The organism is Roseovarius spongiae (assembly GCF_003651245.1).
Classification (GTDB): Bacteria; Pseudomonadota; Alphaproteobacteria; order Rhodobacterales; family Rhodobacteraceae; genus Roseovarius; species Roseovarius spongiae.
In genome coordinates this window covers 21,048-39,234 of the sequence record NZ_RAPE01000007.1, presented here as the reverse complement: position 1 = coordinate 39,234, position 18,187 = coordinate 21,048, and the positions used below count along the sequence as shown (strand labels likewise).

The following is an 18,187-nucleotide window of genomic DNA, read 5'->3' as shown; positions in this document are numbered from 1 at the left end:
TTATATATCACTGCTCAAAGCCCCTTATGCGAGGTCTGTTTGATTTCCGACGCTACTCGACCGAGCGGGCCTGATCAATGCCCGTGTGCAAGCGCGCCCTTTGCCATCTGCTCGCCAACCGGTTCGCCGCCCGAAGGCCTTGCATCGTCCCGGTGACCGTTCAAAAGCCGTAGCGCGTTGGCGACAACCAGCAGCGACACGCCCACATCCGCGGCGATGGCACCCCACATTGAGGCCATACCGAATGCGGTCAGGCCAACGAACAGCCCCTTCGTCGCAAGCGAGATGCCGATGTTCTGGTGGATGATCGCCATCGTTCGGCGCGAATGCCCGATGAGCCAGGGAACCTTGCCGATGTCGTCGGTCATCAGCGCGATATCCGCCGTTTCGATGGCCGCGTCCGATCCGACAGCGCCCATGGCGATGGCATAATGCGCCCGCGCCATGGCCGGCGCGTCGTTCACGCCGTCACCGATCATCGCCACGATGTCGTGATCCGCGACTAGCTCCTCGATGGCCGTGACCTTGTCCTCTGGCAAGAGCTCGGCGCGGACCTCGTCGATACCGACCTCGGCGGCCACCGCGCGCGCCGTGCGCTCATTGTCGCCCGTCAGCATCACAATGGTTTTCACACCCTGTGCGTGCAGTCGCGCGACGATGCCTTTGGCATCGGGCCGGATGCGATCACGCAGTTCCAGAACGCCGGTCACCCCGCTCTCGTCGCCCACGGCAACAAGCGTGCTGCCGGCACCTTCGATCCTGTCGCGAAGATCCTTCGGAATGGCCTTGCTGAACCCCTTCTCTTCGGCGAAACGGTCTGAGCCCAGCCAGATCGACCGACCATCCGAGCGTCCTTCCAACCCCCGCCCCGGAACCGTGCGGGTGTCCTCTGCGGCAGACACGTCGATACCATCGGTTTCGGCCCGCGCCAGAATGGCCCGTGCGAGCGGGTGCGATGACCGTGCCTCGAGACTTGCGGACCGTGTCAGCAGATCCCGTGCCGACACCCTGCCAATCGGATGAACCGCTGCCACCTCGGGCTCGCCCATGGTGATCGTACCGGTCTTGTCCATCGCAAGCGCTGTGGTGCGGCTCGGCGCTTCGACATAGGCACCTCCCTTGATCAGAACGCCAGCACGCGCCGATGCTGTGAGCGCGGCGACGATGGAGACCGGCGTCGAGATGACCAGCGCGCAGGGGCAGGCGATGACCAGAAGCACCAGTGCGTTGTAGAACCAGTAATTCCATGCTCCGCCCAGCACGAGCGGCGGCAGCAGCGCGATCGCAATTGCCAGCGCCATCACGATAGGGGTGTAGACACGGGCGAATTTCGCGACCCATTGTTCGACCGGCGCCCGCCGGGCATGAGCATCGCCGACCATGCGGATGATTTTTGCGAGCACCGTATCCGACGCGGCCTTGGTCGCCCGCACCGTCAGCGTACCTTCGCCGTTGATCGTTCCGGCATAGACCTCGTCTCCGGACTCTTTTGGCACCAGCGCGCTTTCACCGGTGATGGGGGCCTGGTCGACGGCCCCTGCCCCATCCACGACTTCACCGTCGAGCGGGACACGATCGCCGCCGCGCACGATGAACCTTGCATTCACTGCCACGGCAGAGGCCGGGACGTCTGCTTCCGATCCGTCGTCATAGAGCACCCGCACCGTCGGAGGCGCGAGGTCGAGGAGAGCGGAGACGGCATTGCGCGCGCGACCGACGCTCCAGCTTTCAAGATAAAGCGAGAGCGAGAAAAAGAACGCGACCGTCGCCGCCTCGAAGAATTCGCCGAGGCCGATGGCGCCAGCCACGGCGACCACCATCAGCAGGTTCATATCGGGTGAGAGCCGGCGCGCTGAAGACCAGGCCTTGGGCGCCACGAGCCAGACACCAAAGAGGATAGCAACCGCGAAGAGCCCCGCCTCCGTCAGGGGCATAGGCACCTCCCCATGCCCTGAAAAGAGCCCGAGCGCCCCGCCCATTCCGGTCTCAACGATGTGGTATAGAAAACCCGCGGCCCAGAACCCACCGCTCAGCGCGGTAAAACGCCTTTGACGAGCCACGTGCGCCGCTTGGTCTTCCGCTGCGTTGTCTGCATCCCACGGTTTCGCGGTCATCCCGGTGCTTGCGACCAACCGCGCAACTTCGTCGTCCGAAATCTTCTCCGCGCTGTCGAGAATGGTCATCCGTCCGTTGATCACGTCGAAGGCAAGATGCTCGGTTCCGCCGACTTTCGGACCCACGACCCGGTTCAGGATCGCCACCTCTTCGGCACAATCCAGGCCAGAGACCTGGAAGTTTCTTCCGCCGGATGGTGCAGGAGTCTGCGGAGAAACCTCTCCACATGACTTGCCGTTCCCGCAGCAAGGAGCTGCTTGAGCATGCGCATGGTCGGCTGCGTTGGAATGGTCGTGGTCGAGACGGTGGCTGTCGGACGACATAAAATACCTCGGGATTCGCTGAGACCTGATTGATATAGCAGCTACAGCAACTAGAGCTTCAAGACAGAAATTGCGTTTGTTTTTAGATCGGCTCTAGCCAATTGAGGAAAGGAACAGCCTCCTTGCAACTTGTTACCAAGCTGGCGGTGTGCCAGACTGACCGGAACCAATAATATGTGAAGCGTCAGAGGCTTATATGTGGAAACGAAACGTTATCGTCGCAGCGGGACTGCTGCTCATCGCCGGATGCGCAGCTCCGACATTTGAGTCTCCCGGCGCTTTGAACGAGGTCGGAAGCGTTCCCGAAGCGGTCGCTAACCTTGCTGCTCCCAATCAGGATCTCACTTCGGCAAGGCTGCGCCCGGAAGACGGTTGTTATTGGTATGAGCATAGCGGCCCGGTGGAAACGACCCTGGTGCCGCTGCGCGCGGTTGGCGGCAGTCCTATCTGCACCGCCCGCCAGTCGTAAGGTTCAATAGAGCATTTCTCCAAGTATGGCCGCTACAGATGCGGCCTCAGCTCTGCCTGACTACGCTATCCTCTGCCGAGTAAAGGAACGCTGTCGAGCCAGTCTGCACGTTGGGATAAAGGTCGTTGATATGTGCCATTATCATCCGAACGCAGCCGGAACTCGCGCGCCCACCGATGCTACTCGGGTGCGGCGTGCCATGTATTCTTAGATAGGTATCCCGGTTGCCGACATAGAGATAAAGGGCCCGCGACCCGAGCGCGTTCTCGGGCCCCGGCTCCATACCGTCAGCAATATCGGCGTAGAGTTCCGGGTCGCGGTCGATCATGTTTTGCGTCGGCTGCCAATGTGGCCACTTCACCTTGCGTTTGATCGTGTACGTGCCCGGCTCGTAGAGCTTGCCGCGTGCAATTGCCACGCCATAGCGCATTGCCGTGCCGCCTTCTTCGATGTGATAGAGATAGCGCGCCACGGCATCCACATGGATATCTCCCGGGACGAGCCCGTCTTTCGCGACAACCCGCTGAGGCAGGAACCGAGGGTGCACGCCCCATGGGTTCGATGTGGCCGGATCGTACCCGGGCGGTGTGACCTGTGCGTCCCATGCCGCCTTTTGCGCTTCGGTCGGCCATGTGTCAGCAAGGAGCGGGCCGGAGATTGACGCCGAAAACAGCGCGGTGGTCGTTTGGATGAAGTGACGTCGTGTCAGCATCTTTTGTTATCCTTTCCCAATTTTGACGGCGGGCCGAGCGATATTCCGCACGCATTGTTTTTCGCCCAGGAAAGAGTGAGGTAGTGTTGGAAACTTTCCCTCGGGTGCCGTTGTTAGTTGTGGGCTAACTCCTAAAGCTACTAGAGGTTCAAGGAAACTTTTTGTTACCAATCGACTCATCTTTCCTTGAATCTATCCAATCCGTCCCAGAATCGGAAAAGCATCGAGCATCCAATATGACAGCGCGCTCAGTTGTCCGGTCATCATTGCCAAACCCATCAGGATCATCACGACGCCCGCACCCTGGTGAAGGCGACGGCCGACCCGGCCTATGGCCCGAAGTCGGCCCGCGATCTGATCTGTGAAGCCGGCCACGATCAAAAACGGAATTCCAAGACCGGCGGAATAGACAGCAAGCAGCGCAACGCCTTCGCTCATTGTGGCGCTGGCGGCGCTCGCCGTGAGGATCGCGCCAAGGATCGGGCCGATGCACGGAGTCCAACCGAAACCGAAGGCAAGCCCGAGAACATAAGATGCGACGGGTTGGCCTCCGGGGATGTTCAGATTGAAACGGAGATCGCGTTCCATGACCGAGAAGCGCGCAGCTCCGATCATGAACAGTCCAAACACAATGACGATGGCGCCCCCAACCAGGTTGAGTTCATATCGCCAACGCAGCAAAGCCTGACCCATTGCCGTCGCCGATGCCCCAAGCCCGATGAATATCGTCGAAAAGCCAAGGACAAAACACAAGCTCAGCCAAACGGCGCGCGAGGCGGAGGCCGGAACTGCCCCGCCCTCGGCGGCTGTACGTCCGGCCACATACGAGACATATCCCGGCACAAGCGGCAGCACGCAGGGCGACAGAAACGAGATCGTGCCGGCCAAGAGTGCGGCAGTTAAACCCAGGATCGAGATATCTACCATGGTTCACGTCTACTCCTGATAAGCCTGTGTAGGGGGACTCTTGTGGCGGCCCAGTACGCCAGTGTTGGAACGATGATCCATTGAAGTAGGGGCGTGAGACCAGCGTCAACGACGGGTACCACCGGCATGAGGTCGCGATACGCCCACGCCGCCCGGATCACGATGTTTAGCCATTCGCTGAAGATCGTGTAAGAAACGCCCAAGCCCACGGCCAGAAGCAGGACGCCGCCTGCGCGCTCCGACGGCCATGCGTGCCCCCCGACAAGAAACAGAGCGAGCAAGAGAGTGCTCATGGCGATCAAGAGGTCCCCGCCGGTGCAATGCACGATCGCGAAAGCAATTTCGCCCCAGCTTTCCTCGATCCAGATCGTGTAGAGCGGGATGTGGGCGGCTTCCCAGACCAGGTGTCCGGCGGCGGAATAGACGATGTACCGCCGGATGACGGACAGCCATCCGGTTTCGCTTGTCTCAAAGCGTTCTGTATTTACTGTCATGCTGGGAATCCAATTTTCCTTCAATACTCATTTGCAAGGCCGTTGACGTACAGGATCATGTTGATGTGGCGTAAAGCGGAACCTTCGAAGATCCCTGCATGGCGGTTGCCGCGGGCTATGACATGTACAAGCGGCGCCTTGGCGCGACTGCGCGATCAGATCTTCCGAGCGGTTGGTCTACAGGTCATGCTTATCCTCCGTGTCGTATCGCCGGGGGCGGCTGGCCCTGGCGATAGTTGTTCAGCCATTGTCCGTTGAAGGTGCGATTTCACCCATAGAGCTGTTCATCGCTTCCATCATTTCGGTGCAGGCCTTCATCATCGGACCCATCTGCTGCATCATTTTCATCATGGGCATCATGCCCTCCATGCCCTCCATGCCCGACATATCGCTGTTCATCATGTTGCCGGTCATGCCGCTCTCACCGTCCATCATCTGGCCAGACGATCCGGTGCTATCCTGGGCAACCGCACCGGTTGCCAATAGGGTTGCCACGGAGACGGCGAAGCTCAGTTTCTTGATAGGTGTCATTAGTCTCTCCTTAAGGTTTCTTGAGGTTGTCGGGTTCAGTCCCTCGGCAGGCCCGGTTCTGCGGCCGAACTCTCTTTTTCGCATGATTTCGATTTGCACATTGCACAGGCACCCAGCCCGCACATAACGGCACAGGGTGCCAAGGCCAGGATCAGCGGAGCCGCCCCGATGGCGGTCACCCAGCCCCAATTCAGGTAGAGCCCGGCACCGATGATCGCCATTGACGCAAGAATCAGACTTCGGCGTCCCATTTGCGGCCGCCACGGGCCTGCTACCGGTGTCTCCGTGTGAGAAGATGTTTCAGACATTCGTTGTTCACTCCTATTCATTGATGAGATTCTGGATTTGAGCCATGACTTCCGGGCTGTCCCACTCCGCCGGTCCAACAAGTCGCCCGCGCTCGAGACCGTCGCGGTCGATCAGGATCGTGGTAGGAAGGCCCATCGCGCCAAAGGCCAGCATGGCCCGCGTGCTGTCGGCGAGATACATCTCGAGGTGGCGGATGCCGATTTCGTCGTAGAAGCTACGCACGACCCGCATCCCGGCCCGGTCGATAGACAGCGGCAGGACGTGGAAATCATCACCGCCCAGTTTTTCCTGCAACGCATCAAGTGTCGGCATCTCGTCGCGACAGGGGACGCACCAAGTCGCCCAGATATTCAGCAGAACCACCCTGCCCCGGAAATCCGCCAGCGTCAGATCGCGGCCCTTACCGTCCACGAATGGTGGCGACAGCATCTCGCGCGGCTTATCGTGAAGCGGCATCAGAGGCCGTGCCTGAGCCGGTCCCGCGACGCCAAGTGCCGCCATACCAGCGAATAGGTCGCGTCTTTTCATGGTTCTGCTCCTTCCTGAAGCTGCCGCACGAACGGGAGGATGTCTTCTTCCAGTGAGCGGCGGTTGAAAGGGCCGATATGCTTGTAGGCGATCCGGCCGTCGGCATCGATTACGAAAGTTTCCGGAATCCCGTAGACGCCCCAGTCGATGGACACGCGCCCGTTCCGGTCGGCACCGATCCGCGTATACGGGTCACCAAGCTCTACAAGAAAACTCAGAGCTTCCTCGGGGCGGTCCTTGTAATTGATACCGAAAATCGCAGTTTCGTCCCGAGCGGCCAATTCGTTCAGCAAGGGCATCTCGACCCGGCATGGCACGCACCAGGACGCCCAGACATTGACGATGGACACCTGCCCTTTCAGGTCGGCGGTCGACAGACCGTCTGCCCGCCCTTCGATCGGCGGCAGGTCGAATTCGGGCACTGCCTTTCCGATAAGCGGTGAAGGCAGATTGTCGTCGCCATTGAACAGGCCCCAGTAGAAGCCCGCGCCAATGAGGGCGAAGATCACGACCGGCAGCACGGACACAAGCCGACCCTTCCGGCGGCGTGGTTCCTCCACCGGGCTCATAAATCACCTTTGTCGTTGGCGGAGACTTCCGCCTGGAATTCGCGCTGACGGTCCGGCCACGTACTCTTGATATATGAGAGTACATCGGCAATCTCATCGTCGGTCAGGATGTCTTCGAACGCGGGCATGTCGCTCTCGTAACCGGGGACGATCGCGCCGACGCCTCCCTTGGTCACGATGAAGAGATTCCGGTCTGAATGGTGCCAGGTATGGCCAGTTTCGTCGTGCGGCGGCGCGGGCATGCGACCGTTGTCCAATCGCCGGCGCCAGTCAGGCTGCCCTTCCAGTTCAGCGCCATGGCAGGACGCGCAACTCTCCGCATATAGCGCCTCGCCCGCTGCGATATCAGCCCCTGTCACGGACTCCCCGAGGAAAGACAGGCCGCTCACCGAGCCATTATCGAGGCCAGGTTCGGCAAGGACGCCAAAGCCGATTGCGGTCAGCGCGAAGGCGACCGCACCAAAGGTCGCGGCCCGTCTCATATCGTACTCCGGAGGTATTTCACGAGTGCGGCGAGGCTCAGCAGCAGAACCAGGACGACAAGCAGCAGCAAAATCCCGCCGCCGATCATCATCCCTCCCATCATTGAGCCGCTCATCATGTCCATGCATTCATTCATTGGAGTAAACGGTGATCCCGCCCTCGCCGAACGCATAGGTCTTGAGCGTGCCGGTCTTCTCACGTGCCATACCCGGAGCATTGCGCGGCATCCCTGGCAGCGTAATGCCGGTGATGTCCGGCTTTTCGGAGACCAGCCGCTCCATGATTTCGACTGGCACCAGTCCGCTGACGTAATAGCCTTCGATCTCGGCCAGGTGGCAGCCGAGCCCTTGTTCGGGAACACCGACCTCAACTGAGCGCTTGTCAAAGTTGCGGTCATCGACACGCGTCACCTGATAGCCGTGTTCCTCCAAATAATCGGCATAGGCATCGCAGCAGCCGCAGCCGGGATCGCGCCAGATGATGATCTGCTTTGGCCCGCCTGCCGCATCTGGTGCGGTGAAATCGGTCGTGTCGTCAGTGCCTTGCGCCGCGGTCAGCGTCGTCAACGCGAAGGTTCCGCCAACGCCAAGTGCAGCGAGGGATGCAAGGAAAATTCTTCTCTTCATGGGGTTCTCCATCATGCGACCGCGATGGTGGTCCAGGTTGCGCCGCCATCGCGGCTGAGTTTCAGGTTGCCATCGAGGATGGCGACTACGTGATTTTCGTCTGTGGGGTGGACCGCGACGGCCCTCCCCTGCCCTTTTGCTTTGTGCGCCCAGACCACACCGCCGTCCTGTGACGTCCACACCCCGGACGGCAGCGCCGCGAAAAGCGTCGACGGTGCCGTGGGGGCGCTGACCAGCGACAGGATCGGCTCGTCAGAAGGCAGTGGTGCCTCAGCCGGCGGTGCATCGCCCGTCACCAGAGCGTCCATTGCATTACCGGGTTGGACATCCTGCCAGCGGCAGAAACAATCCGGAACGCGGGTCAGACCCTTCTCGGTTCCGGCATAGATCCAGATGCCGCCCATCCCTGTTTCGAGATCGACCGACGCCAACGCAAGTGGATCGCGCTCGGCTTCGTCGAGCCAGGGCCGGTCCATCGCAAGTGACCATGTTTTGCCCGTATCCTCGCTCTTCCAAAGTCCGTCGCCACGGATCGCGACATAGAACATGTTAGGATTTCCGGCCGCCACAATCACCGCGGTGACCTCGCCGGGTGCGAGCCCCTCGCTTCGGCGCAGCCATGTCGCCCCACCATCGTCGGACACGGCCACGCCTTCCTGCGCCAAACCGGCAAGCACACGTCCGGGACGCGCAGGATGCGTGGCAATCGAGGAGAATGGCGCGGGTGTTGGCCGCTCATGCCAGCTGCGACCGCCGTCAGGGCTGGCCATCAGTGTTTCACTTGCGGTCAACAACCTGTCGCCATCGAAGGCGAGCAGGCGCATGTCTGTGATCCCACTTGCCGCGCGCACCGCGCCGGGCAATGCGAGCATTGCGCCAGCACTCGCACCCATCGACAGAAAGTGACGCCTAGTCGGTTCAAATTCCATTGTTGCGGTTCTCATGTCTTAGTCTCCAGGGTTCACGTGACGCGGATAACGCCCATCATTCCGGCGGCCATATGCTCGGCAATGTGGCAGTGGAACATCCAGTCGCCGGGATTGTCGGCGACAAATGCGATTTCGACCCGTTCGGCGACGGACATGAAAACCGTGTCCTGCCATTCCTGATGCTCGGTCGGAACGCCGTTTCGGCTGATCACCCGGAACGAATGACCGTGCAGATGGATCGGGTGTGCGAAGGCCGTCGCGTTGGTCAGTTCGAGAATGTGGCTGGTGTCGCGCGCGAGGGTCAGAAAGGGGTCGCTGACACGTTCTTCGGCGGCCACGCCGTTGACGAACCAGATACCCGGGCTTTTGCCCTGCATCCCCATCATGCCACCCCCCATCATGCGATTGGATCCGGAAAGGCCCATCTGCCGTTCGACCATCTGACCCATCATTCCGCCGGTAAACACCACTTCATGGCGGCTCGCGGCGGCAAGGTCGGGTTCAGGCAAGGGATTAGGGGTCAAACTCATTGGCCAGTCCGGCGGGGCATCGCGCAAGGCGGTTTCGTCATAGGCCAGATCAAGGATGCGGTATGGACTGTCTTGATAGGCACGGTCGACGACCTGTGCCTTTGCGTTGGGAGCGGCGGTACAGTCGAGGATCAGGTCCACGCGCATTGCGGGACCCAGCAGCACCAGCCCGTCCTGTGGCGCGTGCGGTTCTACGGGCTGTCCATCAAGCGCAATAATCCGAGGTGCATGGCCCTCGAAGTTCAGCGCGAAGATACGGGCGTTGGCCGTGTTGATGAGCCGGATGCGAATTCGCTCACCGGATTTTACGCTGAAGGTATCCGCAACGTTGCCGTTGACCGTGACTGTATTGCCAAGGCGGCCGCCATGGCTCATGTCACCCAAGTCGCCGAAATCGTCCGAAATCGCCGCGCTCTCGGTCAGTCGCCAATCGTCCAGAATCCAGGTGACCTCGCGGTCAACCCGCGGTGGTTCTTTCTCTTCGACAATCAGCGCGCCGTACAATCCTCTGCCGATCTGTTCAAAGCTGCGCTGGTGCGGATGATACCAGAAGGTGCCGGCATCGACTGCATCGAATTCATAGACGAACTTGTCGCCCGGGGCGATCGGCACCTGTGTAAGGTGCGGCACCCCGTCCATTGCGTTCGGAAGCCGGATACCATGCCAATGCACGGTAGTTTCCTCTGCAAGGTCGTTGGTAACCTCGACCTGCAGGCGTTCGCCTTGCCGGATGCGGATCTCCGGGCCCGGTACTTTGCCGTTGTAGCACCAGGCCGCGGTGTCGGGATGTGGCTCAGGAACAAGCCGTGTCCTTCCCTGTGCGGCCCGGAGCGAGAATCTCTGGGTGGCGGCTTCCGCCGCCCCCGGAAAAGGCAGAGTGGTGGACATGACACCCGCGAGCGACGACGCGACAAAGGCGCGGCGCGTCACGGTAGGTTTGTATTTCAACGACATCGGACAGGAGCTCTCTGATAATTGGATCCTCCGCCGGAGCCATAGCGGCAACTGCGGTTGGGAGTACCCGCAACGCGGAGCGTCATGGCTCTGGCGTCACGGTATGACACGAGGCCGCAAAGCCGCGGCGCGTGTCAGATCAGAGAAGGAGTCTTGGAGGTTGTTTGGCTGGCGGGCCGGTCAGACCGTGAAAATCTTGCTCGATCATCATTCCATGAGCGCTCGAAACTGCAAAAGGACCGCATCCCGCCGACGTTTCCACCAGCGCGGCGGCGACCGCCGAGTTGCACACGAAATCGCATGCGATGCCTAAGGTTCCCGCCGCATCGTCATCACACGCCTCGCAGCCGGCACCTGTCACGTCGACACCCGCAACGATCATTTCCGATGCCATCCTCGCTGAACCGGCCGCATGCGCAACCGAGCTCGCCGCGAAGGCGGCAAGGACGGCTGTCATCATGAGGCGGGCGAAGAGGTGCATGGGAATTACTTACCAATGTTTAGAGGGTTGTTCCAGCGAGATGCTTTCGCGTCTTCGCGAAGTCGGAGCGCGTCAAATCATCCATAATCGGGCAATCAGGTCGTTCATCGCCATGACACCGAACAACAAGATCTCGAAGTGTCGCGCTCAGGGCCTGCAACTCCTTGATTTTCCGGTCCACCCGCGTGAGGTGACTTTGGGCGATTGCCTTGACGTCGGCACTGGAGCGTTCGCGATCCTCGTACAGCGACAATAGCGTGCGGCACTCCTTGATGCTGAAACCCAAGGACCGGGCCCGGCCGAGAAACGCCAGCTTGTGCAGATCCTGAACAGCAAAATCGCGGTAGCCGTTTTCGTGCCGCGACGGTTGCACAAGGCCGATATCCTCATAATATCGGATCGTTTTTGCGGGCAACCCGCTTTGTTCAGACACATTTCCGATGTTCATGGCCGATGATCCTCTCTTCAAAAAGTGATATAGAAGTTCCACTTACTGGAAGGTCAAGGAAAATCCTTGGAGTTTGTTTGACGCCTTGCTTTAAGCTTGGTCGCCGAACACCACGCGCAGTTTCAGCGGTACGTAGCTGCCATTCAGACGATGAACCGGTCCCAACTTCCGTAGTGCTCCTTGCTGCGCTTGCCGCGCGGCATGCTGAGGGCGACAAGCGCCAACCCGGAAAGGATGCCGACCAAGCCACCCGCAACGGTTCCTCCGTCCAGCAACCATGGCGCGATAATGAGCCAAAGGCCGAAGAGGATGTTGAGGAACCTCAGGGGGCGTGCGACCTCGGCCCAGGCGATGACCGCGGTGGTCAGGACCAGCGCGCCCAGAAGATGATCGCTGTTCGCCATTGCCGCTTCGTTGCCGAAGATCGCGCGCGACAGCATCAGGAAGGCACCGATTGCCGCGCTTAGCCCGAGTGTCCAGGGAACGGTGACGCCGCGGGCGCTTTGTCGAAAGATTTGCATCGGTCGTGCATCAAAGCTCATTTCGCCTCCGGTCGTGCCACCGGGTAGCGCATCGCCCCGGAAGAACGCGCGCCAGAACGGTCTGCCCCGGCGGGTGTTCCAGACCATGAACTGGATCATCGCCACGATCTCATCAAGAGAGAACGGGATCATGATCAGCATCGCCAGCGCCGCCAGCAGACAGATCGTGCAATAAGTGCCGATGGCTATCGGCTGAATGATGATGAAATAGATGCTGATCACCCCGAGCGGACCGACCACGATGCCGAAGAGCGCCACCATCCACGGCATCGTGCGCCAGCGCAGGCGGCTGCCCATGACGCCCATGAGGATCTCGAACATGTAGCTCATGGCACCAAGGCCGCCGTCCGCAATCGGCCACGCTTTCGAGACGTCGGAGGTGATGATGTACTCGGTTCCGTTCAGCGCGGAGGGCGACGAGAAGAACGGCTCCCACACGCCGTCCACATGGCCCAGTTGATAGGCCGACAGGATGCGCGACAGGATAAAACCCACGACCCCGAGAGCGATGATCGGCAAGCGCTGAACGTAGGTGGAGGGGCAGTAGGTCCAGCCGGGGGGGATATCGGTGTCGTCCATCATCCCTTCGCGCGACATGCCCGGCATCATGGGGATCAGGATCGTCAGCGCGATCACCAATGCTCCGATCAGCGTGTCATTGGCATAGACGACCGCATCCGGAGTCCAGAACACCAGCGGGGCGGCCAGCAGCCAGACGCCAAGCGCAGCGTTCGCCCATTGTGCCCAGCCATTGCCATGACGCAGCGAGAACGCCGCGAAGACCATGAACCCAAGTCCGGTGAACACGTCGTTCCAGGCAGTCATCCAACTGCGGGTCGCAGCAGCCCAGAGTCCGCGATCCTCTGTCACGCGTTGGACCGCCGCGCTGAACTCTGTTTGATCGAAGGTACCGAACACCGATGGCGCTGTGGCAAGCCACAGGCCGAGGGCCATGACCAGCCAGTGCACCCAGAGCATCGAGAAATGCATCTGCCGCATGTGCTGATCGTGCTCGCGGCCTGCCGCGTCTACCTCGGCCTCGGAGGGGGCGTCCTGATCAGCCTCTCTGGCCGCGGCGTTCTCGACCTTGGCCGCCGAGACTCGCGCGGCGTTCAATCCGTTCGTCTCATACCATCCGTGGGGATCGTCCTTCAAAGCCTGAAGTATGCCCGGCATGTCCGCCCGCAGGCTGTGCTCGGGCGTCCAGGCCAGGTGCCTTTTCGCCGTCGAAAGATCGAGTTCATAGTGATCGCTGGAAATATCGACCATCCATGCTCGAATGAAGGCATCCTCGCCGAAGATCTTGTTTTCCGTCCAGGCACCCAGCTTGGCCAGTGTCGGCGGCACGTTCCAGGTGATCCAGTCCTCGCCATGCAACTCGCGACCGATCAGACGCTGCAATTCGCCGAACGGAATCGGATCAGTCTCGCCAAGAAGTACGGGAAAAACGTCGGGCAGATCGCCGCGACGGTCAACGATGCGCTCCACCGCGTCGAGGAAGTCGTCGAGGTGCAGAAACGCCTGCCCGCGCGAAAGATCGCCCGGATAGACCTTGCCGCTGACGCGGTGTTCGTAAATTCGGGCGATCTGATGGGCGAGGAAGGTGGATTTCCCGGTGTCGTCGTAGATACCGGCGGGGCGCATCAGGACGAGTTTCTCGTCGCCGCGTTCCTCGCGCAGCGCTTCTTCCGTGCGCACTTTCGAAGCCCGGTAGGGCAATTTCGGGTCGAAGGGATGGTCCTCGGTGATCGGCTCGCCCGGCTCGGTCGGGCCATGGGCCAACATCGTTGACGCGAAAACGAACTGTTCCAGTTCAAACGCCTGAAGTCCCTTCAGAAGACGTTTCGACCCTTCGACCGTGACCGCATCATAGGCGGGGTCATCCCTGCCGGTCAGGTCGAAATAGGCGGCAAGATGAACGCAGGCGGCAATCTTGTCGCCATAGGCAAGACGCACGCGGTCAAGAGCGGTATCGACACTGGCCTGATCGGTGATGTCGAAACAAACGCACTCGGCCTGATGCGGTGGATGCGGCGGTGAGTACCGATCAAGGCCGACGACGCGATAACGTTCATGCAGGCGCCGCACCACCGCAGCCCCGAGATAACCGCTCGAACCGGTGACAATGACAACGGGTTTACTTTCATCCGCCATCGCAACGCTCCGGCTATCCGCTATGTGCGCAGGTATTTCACTAGCGCAATGATCGCGAGAACCAGCACTACCACGACAAGAAGCGAGACAACTCCCATGCCAAGCATCATACTGCCACCCATCGAACCACCATCCATCATCGTCCTTTTCCTTTGCTCAGGTACGGTTCAATTATGACGTAAGACTATGTGATCCCTTTTCAAATTCCAGCGCTGGAAGGTTGGGGGTTCCACTACGGTTGAACCATTCGAGTTAAAAAAGGTCTTCTATTGACGTTCCAAATACTGGAAGCTTTAAATAGATTGTCGGCAACCCGTCGTCTAGTCGCAGCATGCTAAATTGCAAAAGGTCCGTCTTCATGCCCCTGATCGGCTATGGCCGCGTCTCCACCGAGGATCAAACTGCCCTGCCCCAGTCAGAGGCCCTGAAAATCTGCGGGCTGCGTCGAGATTTTGAAGAGCACGCTTCTGGCGGCAATCGTGCCCGGCCCGTACTGGCGCGCGTGCTGGAGCGGACTCAGAAGAGCGACACGCTGGCCGTCATGCGGATCGACCGCCTGGCGCGGTCTCGGCGCATCTTCTGGAGGTGATCGAGCGACTCGAGGCGAAGGGCGCATTCTTCCGCTCACTACAGGCCCGATCAAAACGGCTTCCCGCAGGGCAAGTTCACCCTGCAGGGCCTGGGGCGCGCCGCCGAGTTCGAGCGCGCACTGATCCGCGAGCGCCCCCAGGGCCGGACTGGCCAGCGCCCGCAGCAAGGGATGCGTGGATGGCAACCTTGGACTCCGCGCCAAGGATCCGGCGGCGCTGCGCAAGGTGCGATTGGCGCGGCAAAATGGCTGCATTTAACGCACAACCGTCGGCCGTCACCGTCGTTGTCGAAAAAGACCTGGTCGCCGGTGAAGATCCTGCCCCATCTTGGCGAACGAGTAATGGCACGGGGCCTTGGTCCGGCCCCCCTGCCCTTGCCGAACCGCTCATTCGAGCCGACGTGGTCGTTCTCGCCTCGATTATCATCACCAGCGACACGCCGGGCCCGGTCGTCGCTGAAATCCGCAAAGGGCCGCTTCATCGTCCGCTTCAACACGGCGGTGCTGGCGAACGGCATGAGATCCCAGTATCCGCCGATGCGGTTGATTCGCGGCAAAAGTCACTTGCTGTGCGCAGCGACCTGAATCGGCGTCTCTTCGCGCGCTATGCGCCGCGGGTTGCCGCAGCGCTCGTGTCGGGCGTCGGCGACGCGCTTTCCGACCCTGGCACGTCTCTCGTCGATCTCGGCTGCGTTACTGCGTCGCCCGCCCGGCCCCAACGATTGAGCAAGATCTCTACAAGGGCCTCGCGGAGGTCGGCAACGATCTCGCGGGCGAGTTCGTCCAAACTGCGCCCAAGGGCCCTCTGATCTCCGCACTTGTGCGCCTGTGGAGTCGCTCCGATTTCCGGCTCGGCAAACTGATCTCCACCTCGAAGACATGACTTCTTGGGAGTCAAAAGGCGCGGCTGTTGGCGGAGGTCTGCAGAGATACCTCACGCGTCAGGCTGTTTACAACTGTAAACTGGGTGCAGTGCAGGTGCATGGATGTAGTCTCTTGATGCTTGATTAGACACTATATAGAGGAAAAATCTTGACTTAGGCGAGTGAATCACGGCTTTTGTCACCAAGTGGCGTGAAAAAGGCCGCATTTCTGAATTTGAGGCAACCACATGATTCCTGTGACACCACTTGCAAATGAACGGCCTTCGACGCTCGCTACGGACATTTCCGAACGGCTGAACGCTGCCATAAGGGAGCATCTTCTTACTGCTTTTGCCCCAGATAGCACGAAAATGCTACGACCTTTTTCGGCACCCGAAGCGGCGGAACTGCTGGGTGTCTCTGGTCAGTTTATGCGCAAAGTCCATGCAGAAGGCACGATCCCTGAACCGGCAGACATTCGCGGAGGGCGACGCTTCTACACTGCGCAAGACATCTGGAGCGCACGCGAAGTGCTTGAGAAATCTTCGCGAACGAAGGGTCGCTATCTGCCGAAGCGATCGGATGAAGAGAAGCTGCAAGTTTGGCAGTTGATGAATTTCAAAGGCGGCTCCAGCAAGAGTACTACAAGCATCCATCTTGCCCACTACTTTGCGCTTCGTGGTTACAGGACCTTGGTTGTCGACCTCGATCCGCAAGGCTCACTCACGTCCATGTGCGGGATTAGCCCCGAGATCGAGTTCGACGGTCTAACTGTCTACGATGCGATACGTTATGATGATCCCGTGAGTATGGCTGACGTTGTTGTTCCAACGTATTTCCCAGGCCTCTCGATTGCCCCTGCCCGGTTGATGCTGTCGGAGTTCGAGACGGAGTCGGCAGTTCAATCAAACCCGGACCGTCCTTTCTTCACGCGCATTCGCAATGCATTGGCACAGGTCGAAGATAAATTTGATCTGGTTCTTATGGATAGCCCTCCGCAGCTCGGTTTCCTGACCATCGCGGGAATGGCTGCTGCAAGCTCATTGATCGTTCCGCTGGCTCCGTCCATGTTGGATGTCTCGTCAACGGCGCAATTTCTTGAACTGGCGGGCGCGTATATGGGCGTGATCGAAGATGCGGGCGCGACGCTGCAATTTGATCACTTCAAATTTCTGATTACGCGGGATGAGCCGACGGACATTCCCTCGCAACAGCTTACATCCTTCATGCGGGCGCTTTTCCAGGATCGAGTTATGTCTGCGACCGCATTGAAAAGCACGGCGATCAGCGACGCAACGATGCTCAAACAGTCAATCTATGAGGTGCTTCGATCAGAAATGACTCGTGCCACATATGATCGCGCCAAGAGTTCGATGGATGCAGTCGGGCACGAGGTTGAAGTGATGATTCATCAGGCATGGGGGCGTAAGTAATGGCAAGAAAATCCCTTCGTGACATGTCCGGTATTGCAAACACGATCGCACGCTCTGGCGGTTCGTCAGCTGAAAAGACGCCGAGAACCAGCGCGCCGGCCTTGGGCGCGCTTCAAGGTTCTTTGGCTTCGATCCGCGAGATTGATCCAAACCTGATTGATGATTGGGGGCCCACGGATCGATTGGATGAGTTTACAGCTGTAAACGCTGAGGATGATGACGGCGACAGCTTTGTAGCGCTGAAGGACAGTATTCGCGAGGGCGGGCAGCAGGTTCCGATCCTTGTCAGAAGATCAAAAGTTGCCGACGGCCGATTTGAAGCCATCTATGGCCGTCGCCGCCTGAAGGCTTGCCGCGAACTTGGCATCAAGGCACGGGCAAACGTTCAGGACGTCGACGACGCGACAGCGCTGTTGGCCAAAGGCCTGGAAAACGCGGCGCGGCGAAACTTATCGTTCTACGAAAAAGCGCGCTTTGCCGAGGCTATTCAGAGTGCTGGCCACGATACCGGGACTGTGAGGCAGGTCTTGAACCTATCCGCATCAGGCCATTCTCATCTGATAAAAGTAACGCAGAACATACCGACCAAAATTGGAGATATGGTCGGATCGGCCCCCAAGTCTGGCCGTCCAAAATGGACGGAATTGGCGGAGTTGTTTCTAGCCAAGAAGCTGACTGAAAAAGTCGCGCGCGACGTCTTGACGAAGGTCAGCCCTTCGATGGGTTCTGACGAACGCCTTGAAGCGCTTCTGAAGGAGGCAAAGAAGCGCGGGGCAAAGACAGGCGACCGGCCTCAAGAGATCACCCCGATGGAAGGTGTGGTCATCAAGAGTGGGCGAAACGCCTTGTCGTTGTCGGTAAAGAAGACCGGTGCAAACGCTGGCTTTGCGAATTGGCTAGAGAGCAATCTCTCCGAAATCATCAAGAAATCCTACGCGGAGTTTACAGATGTAAACCCGCGGGATGACAACTGAGGACGAGCAGAAAGGAGGAAGGCGAACAAAGAAAACCCTCGAAACCGGAGCTTCGAGGGCTGCTGCGCAAGGCGCAATTCTTAGATTAGACACCTAGAATCTAGCAGCCAGCGAATCACTACACAAGAGAAAACGCTCTGGAGCGAACGGGAAATCTTTGTCAGCTGACAAAGCAATGAAAAATATTGGCAAAGCTCCGGATGG

At 59.6% G+C, this 18,187-nt stretch carries 18 protein-coding genes and 1 pseudogene; 4 read left to right on the top strand and 15 right to left on the bottom strand.

Translation table 11 applies throughout. The features are described 5' to 3' along the window. Positions 1 to 74: 74 nt before the first annotated feature. From D6850_RS17585 to D6850_RS17505, 15 genes are all read right to left on the bottom strand, one after another. Positions 75 to 2,438 (bottom strand): heavy metal translocating P-type ATPase, encoded by a 2,364-nt coding sequence (locus tag D6850_RS17585; RefSeq protein ID WP_245964245.1) that lies wholly within the window; start codon positions 2,436 to 2,438, stop codon positions 75 to 77. 515 nt (positions 2,439 to 2,953) lie between these two features. Continuing rightward, positions 2,954 to 3,619 (bottom strand): L,D-transpeptidase, encoded by a 666-nt coding sequence (locus D6850_RS17575; protein WP_121168924.1) that lies wholly within the window; start codon positions 3,617 to 3,619, stop codon positions 2,954 to 2,956. Positions 3,620 to 3,811: 192 nt separating this feature from the next. Then, complete coding sequence (locus tag D6850_RS17570; RefSeq protein WP_121168923.1) at positions 3,812 to 4,546, bottom strand: cytochrome c biogenesis CcdA family protein; 735 nt, start codon at positions 4,544 to 4,546, stop codon at positions 3,812 to 3,814. Next, a complete protein-coding gene (locus D6850_RS17565) occupies positions 4,540 to 5,040 on the bottom strand; it encodes a hypothetical protein (RefSeq protein WP_121168922.1) in 501 nt (166 codons plus the stop codon). The genes D6850_RS17570 and D6850_RS17565 overlap by 7 nt, the downstream gene beginning before the upstream one ends. 240 nt (positions 5,041 to 5,280) lie before the next feature. Next, positions 5,281 to 5,571 (bottom strand): hypothetical protein, encoded by a 291-nt coding sequence (locus D6850_RS17555; RefSeq protein WP_121168921.1) that lies wholly within the window; start codon positions 5,569 to 5,571, stop codon positions 5,281 to 5,283. Between the two features lie 321 nt (positions 5,572 to 5,892). After that, complete coding sequence (locus tag D6850_RS17545) at positions 5,893 to 6,408, bottom strand: TlpA family protein disulfide reductase (protein WP_121168920.1); 516 nt, start codon at positions 6,406 to 6,408, stop codon at positions 5,893 to 5,895. Beyond that, positions 6,405 to 6,977, bottom strand: coding sequence for a DsbE family thiol:disulfide interchange protein (locus D6850_RS17540; protein WP_121168919.1), 573 nt, complete (start codon positions 6,975 to 6,977; stop codon positions 6,405 to 6,407). Before D6850_RS17540 ends, D6850_RS17545 begins: the two co-directional genes overlap by 4 nt. Beyond that, positions 6,974 to 7,459 carry a c-type cytochrome gene (locus D6850_RS17535; protein WP_121168918.1) on the bottom strand — a complete coding sequence of 162 codons (486 nt, stop codon included), beginning with the start codon at positions 7,457 to 7,459 and terminating at the stop codon, positions 6,974 to 6,976. The genes D6850_RS17540 and D6850_RS17535 overlap by 4 nt, the downstream gene beginning before the upstream one ends. Further along, positions 7,456 to 7,584, bottom strand: a complete 129-nt coding sequence (locus D6850_RS19870; protein WP_281272600.1) for a hypothetical protein — start codon at positions 7,582 to 7,584, stop codon at positions 7,456 to 7,458. The genes D6850_RS17535 and D6850_RS19870 overlap by 4 nt, the downstream gene beginning before the upstream one ends. A 4-nt stretch (positions 7,585 to 7,588) precedes the next feature. Continuing rightward, the gene (locus D6850_RS17530) at positions 7,589 to 8,098 is read right to left on the bottom strand and encodes a DUF411 domain-containing protein (RefSeq protein WP_425452415.1); all 510 of its coding nucleotides are present in this window, start codon (positions 8,096 to 8,098) and stop codon (positions 7,589 to 7,591) included. Continuing rightward, positions 8,098 to 9,015, bottom strand: a complete 918-nt coding sequence (locus D6850_RS17525; RefSeq protein WP_245964243.1) for a WD40/YVTN/BNR-like repeat-containing protein — start codon at positions 9,013 to 9,015, stop codon at positions 8,098 to 8,100. Before D6850_RS17525 ends, D6850_RS17530 begins: the two co-directional genes overlap by 1 nt. Positions 9,016 to 9,047: 32 nt before the next feature. Further along, positions 9,048 to 10,499, bottom strand: a complete 1,452-nt coding sequence (locus D6850_RS17520; RefSeq protein WP_121168916.1) for a multicopper oxidase family protein — start codon at positions 10,497 to 10,499, stop codon at positions 9,048 to 9,050. A gap of 139 nt (positions 10,500 to 10,638) precedes the next feature. Further along, positions 10,639 to 10,980: a hypothetical protein gene (locus D6850_RS17515; RefSeq protein ID WP_121168915.1), complete on the bottom strand. Its 342-nt coding sequence runs from the start codon at positions 10,978 to 10,980 to the stop codon at positions 10,639 to 10,641. Positions 10,981 to 10,999: 19 nt separating this feature from the next. Continuing rightward, positions 11,000 to 11,428 (bottom strand): Cu(I)-responsive transcriptional regulator, encoded by a 429-nt coding sequence (cueR, locus tag D6850_RS17510; RefSeq protein WP_121168914.1) that lies wholly within the window; start codon positions 11,426 to 11,428, stop codon positions 11,000 to 11,002. A gap of 143 nt (positions 11,429 to 11,571) precedes the next feature. Further along, a complete protein-coding gene (locus tag D6850_RS17505) occupies positions 11,572 to 14,124 on the bottom strand; it encodes an NAD-dependent epimerase/dehydratase family protein (RefSeq protein WP_121168913.1) in 2,553 nt (850 codons plus the stop codon). 358 nt (positions 14,125 to 14,482) lie between these two features. Between D6850_RS17505 and D6850_RS17500 the strand changes: the two are divergent. The 4 genes and pseudogenes from D6850_RS17500 to repB form a co-directional block, all read left to right on the top strand. Beyond that, positions 14,483 to 14,963 (top strand): annotated as a pseudogene (locus D6850_RS17500) (recombinase family protein); the annotation flags it as partial. Then, positions 14,959 to 15,522 (top strand): TraB/TrbI/VirB10 family type IV secretion system protein, encoded by a 564-nt coding sequence (locus tag D6850_RS19330; protein WP_147438924.1) that lies wholly within the window; start codon positions 14,959 to 14,961, stop codon positions 15,520 to 15,522. The pseudogene D6850_RS17500 and the gene D6850_RS19330, both read left to right, overlap by 5 nt. A 302-nt stretch (positions 15,523 to 15,824) precedes the next feature. Then, positions 15,825 to 17,009, top strand: coding sequence for a plasmid partitioning protein RepA (gene repA / locus D6850_RS17495; protein WP_121168912.1), 1,185 nt, complete (start codon positions 15,825 to 15,827; stop codon positions 17,007 to 17,009). 23 nt (positions 17,010 to 17,032) lie between these two features. Next, positions 17,033 to 17,983 (top strand): plasmid partitioning protein RepB, encoded by a 951-nt coding sequence (gene repB, locus D6850_RS17490; protein WP_245964242.1) that lies wholly within the window; start codon positions 17,033 to 17,035, stop codon positions 17,981 to 17,983. Positions 17,984 to 18,187 lie beyond the last annotated feature (204 nt).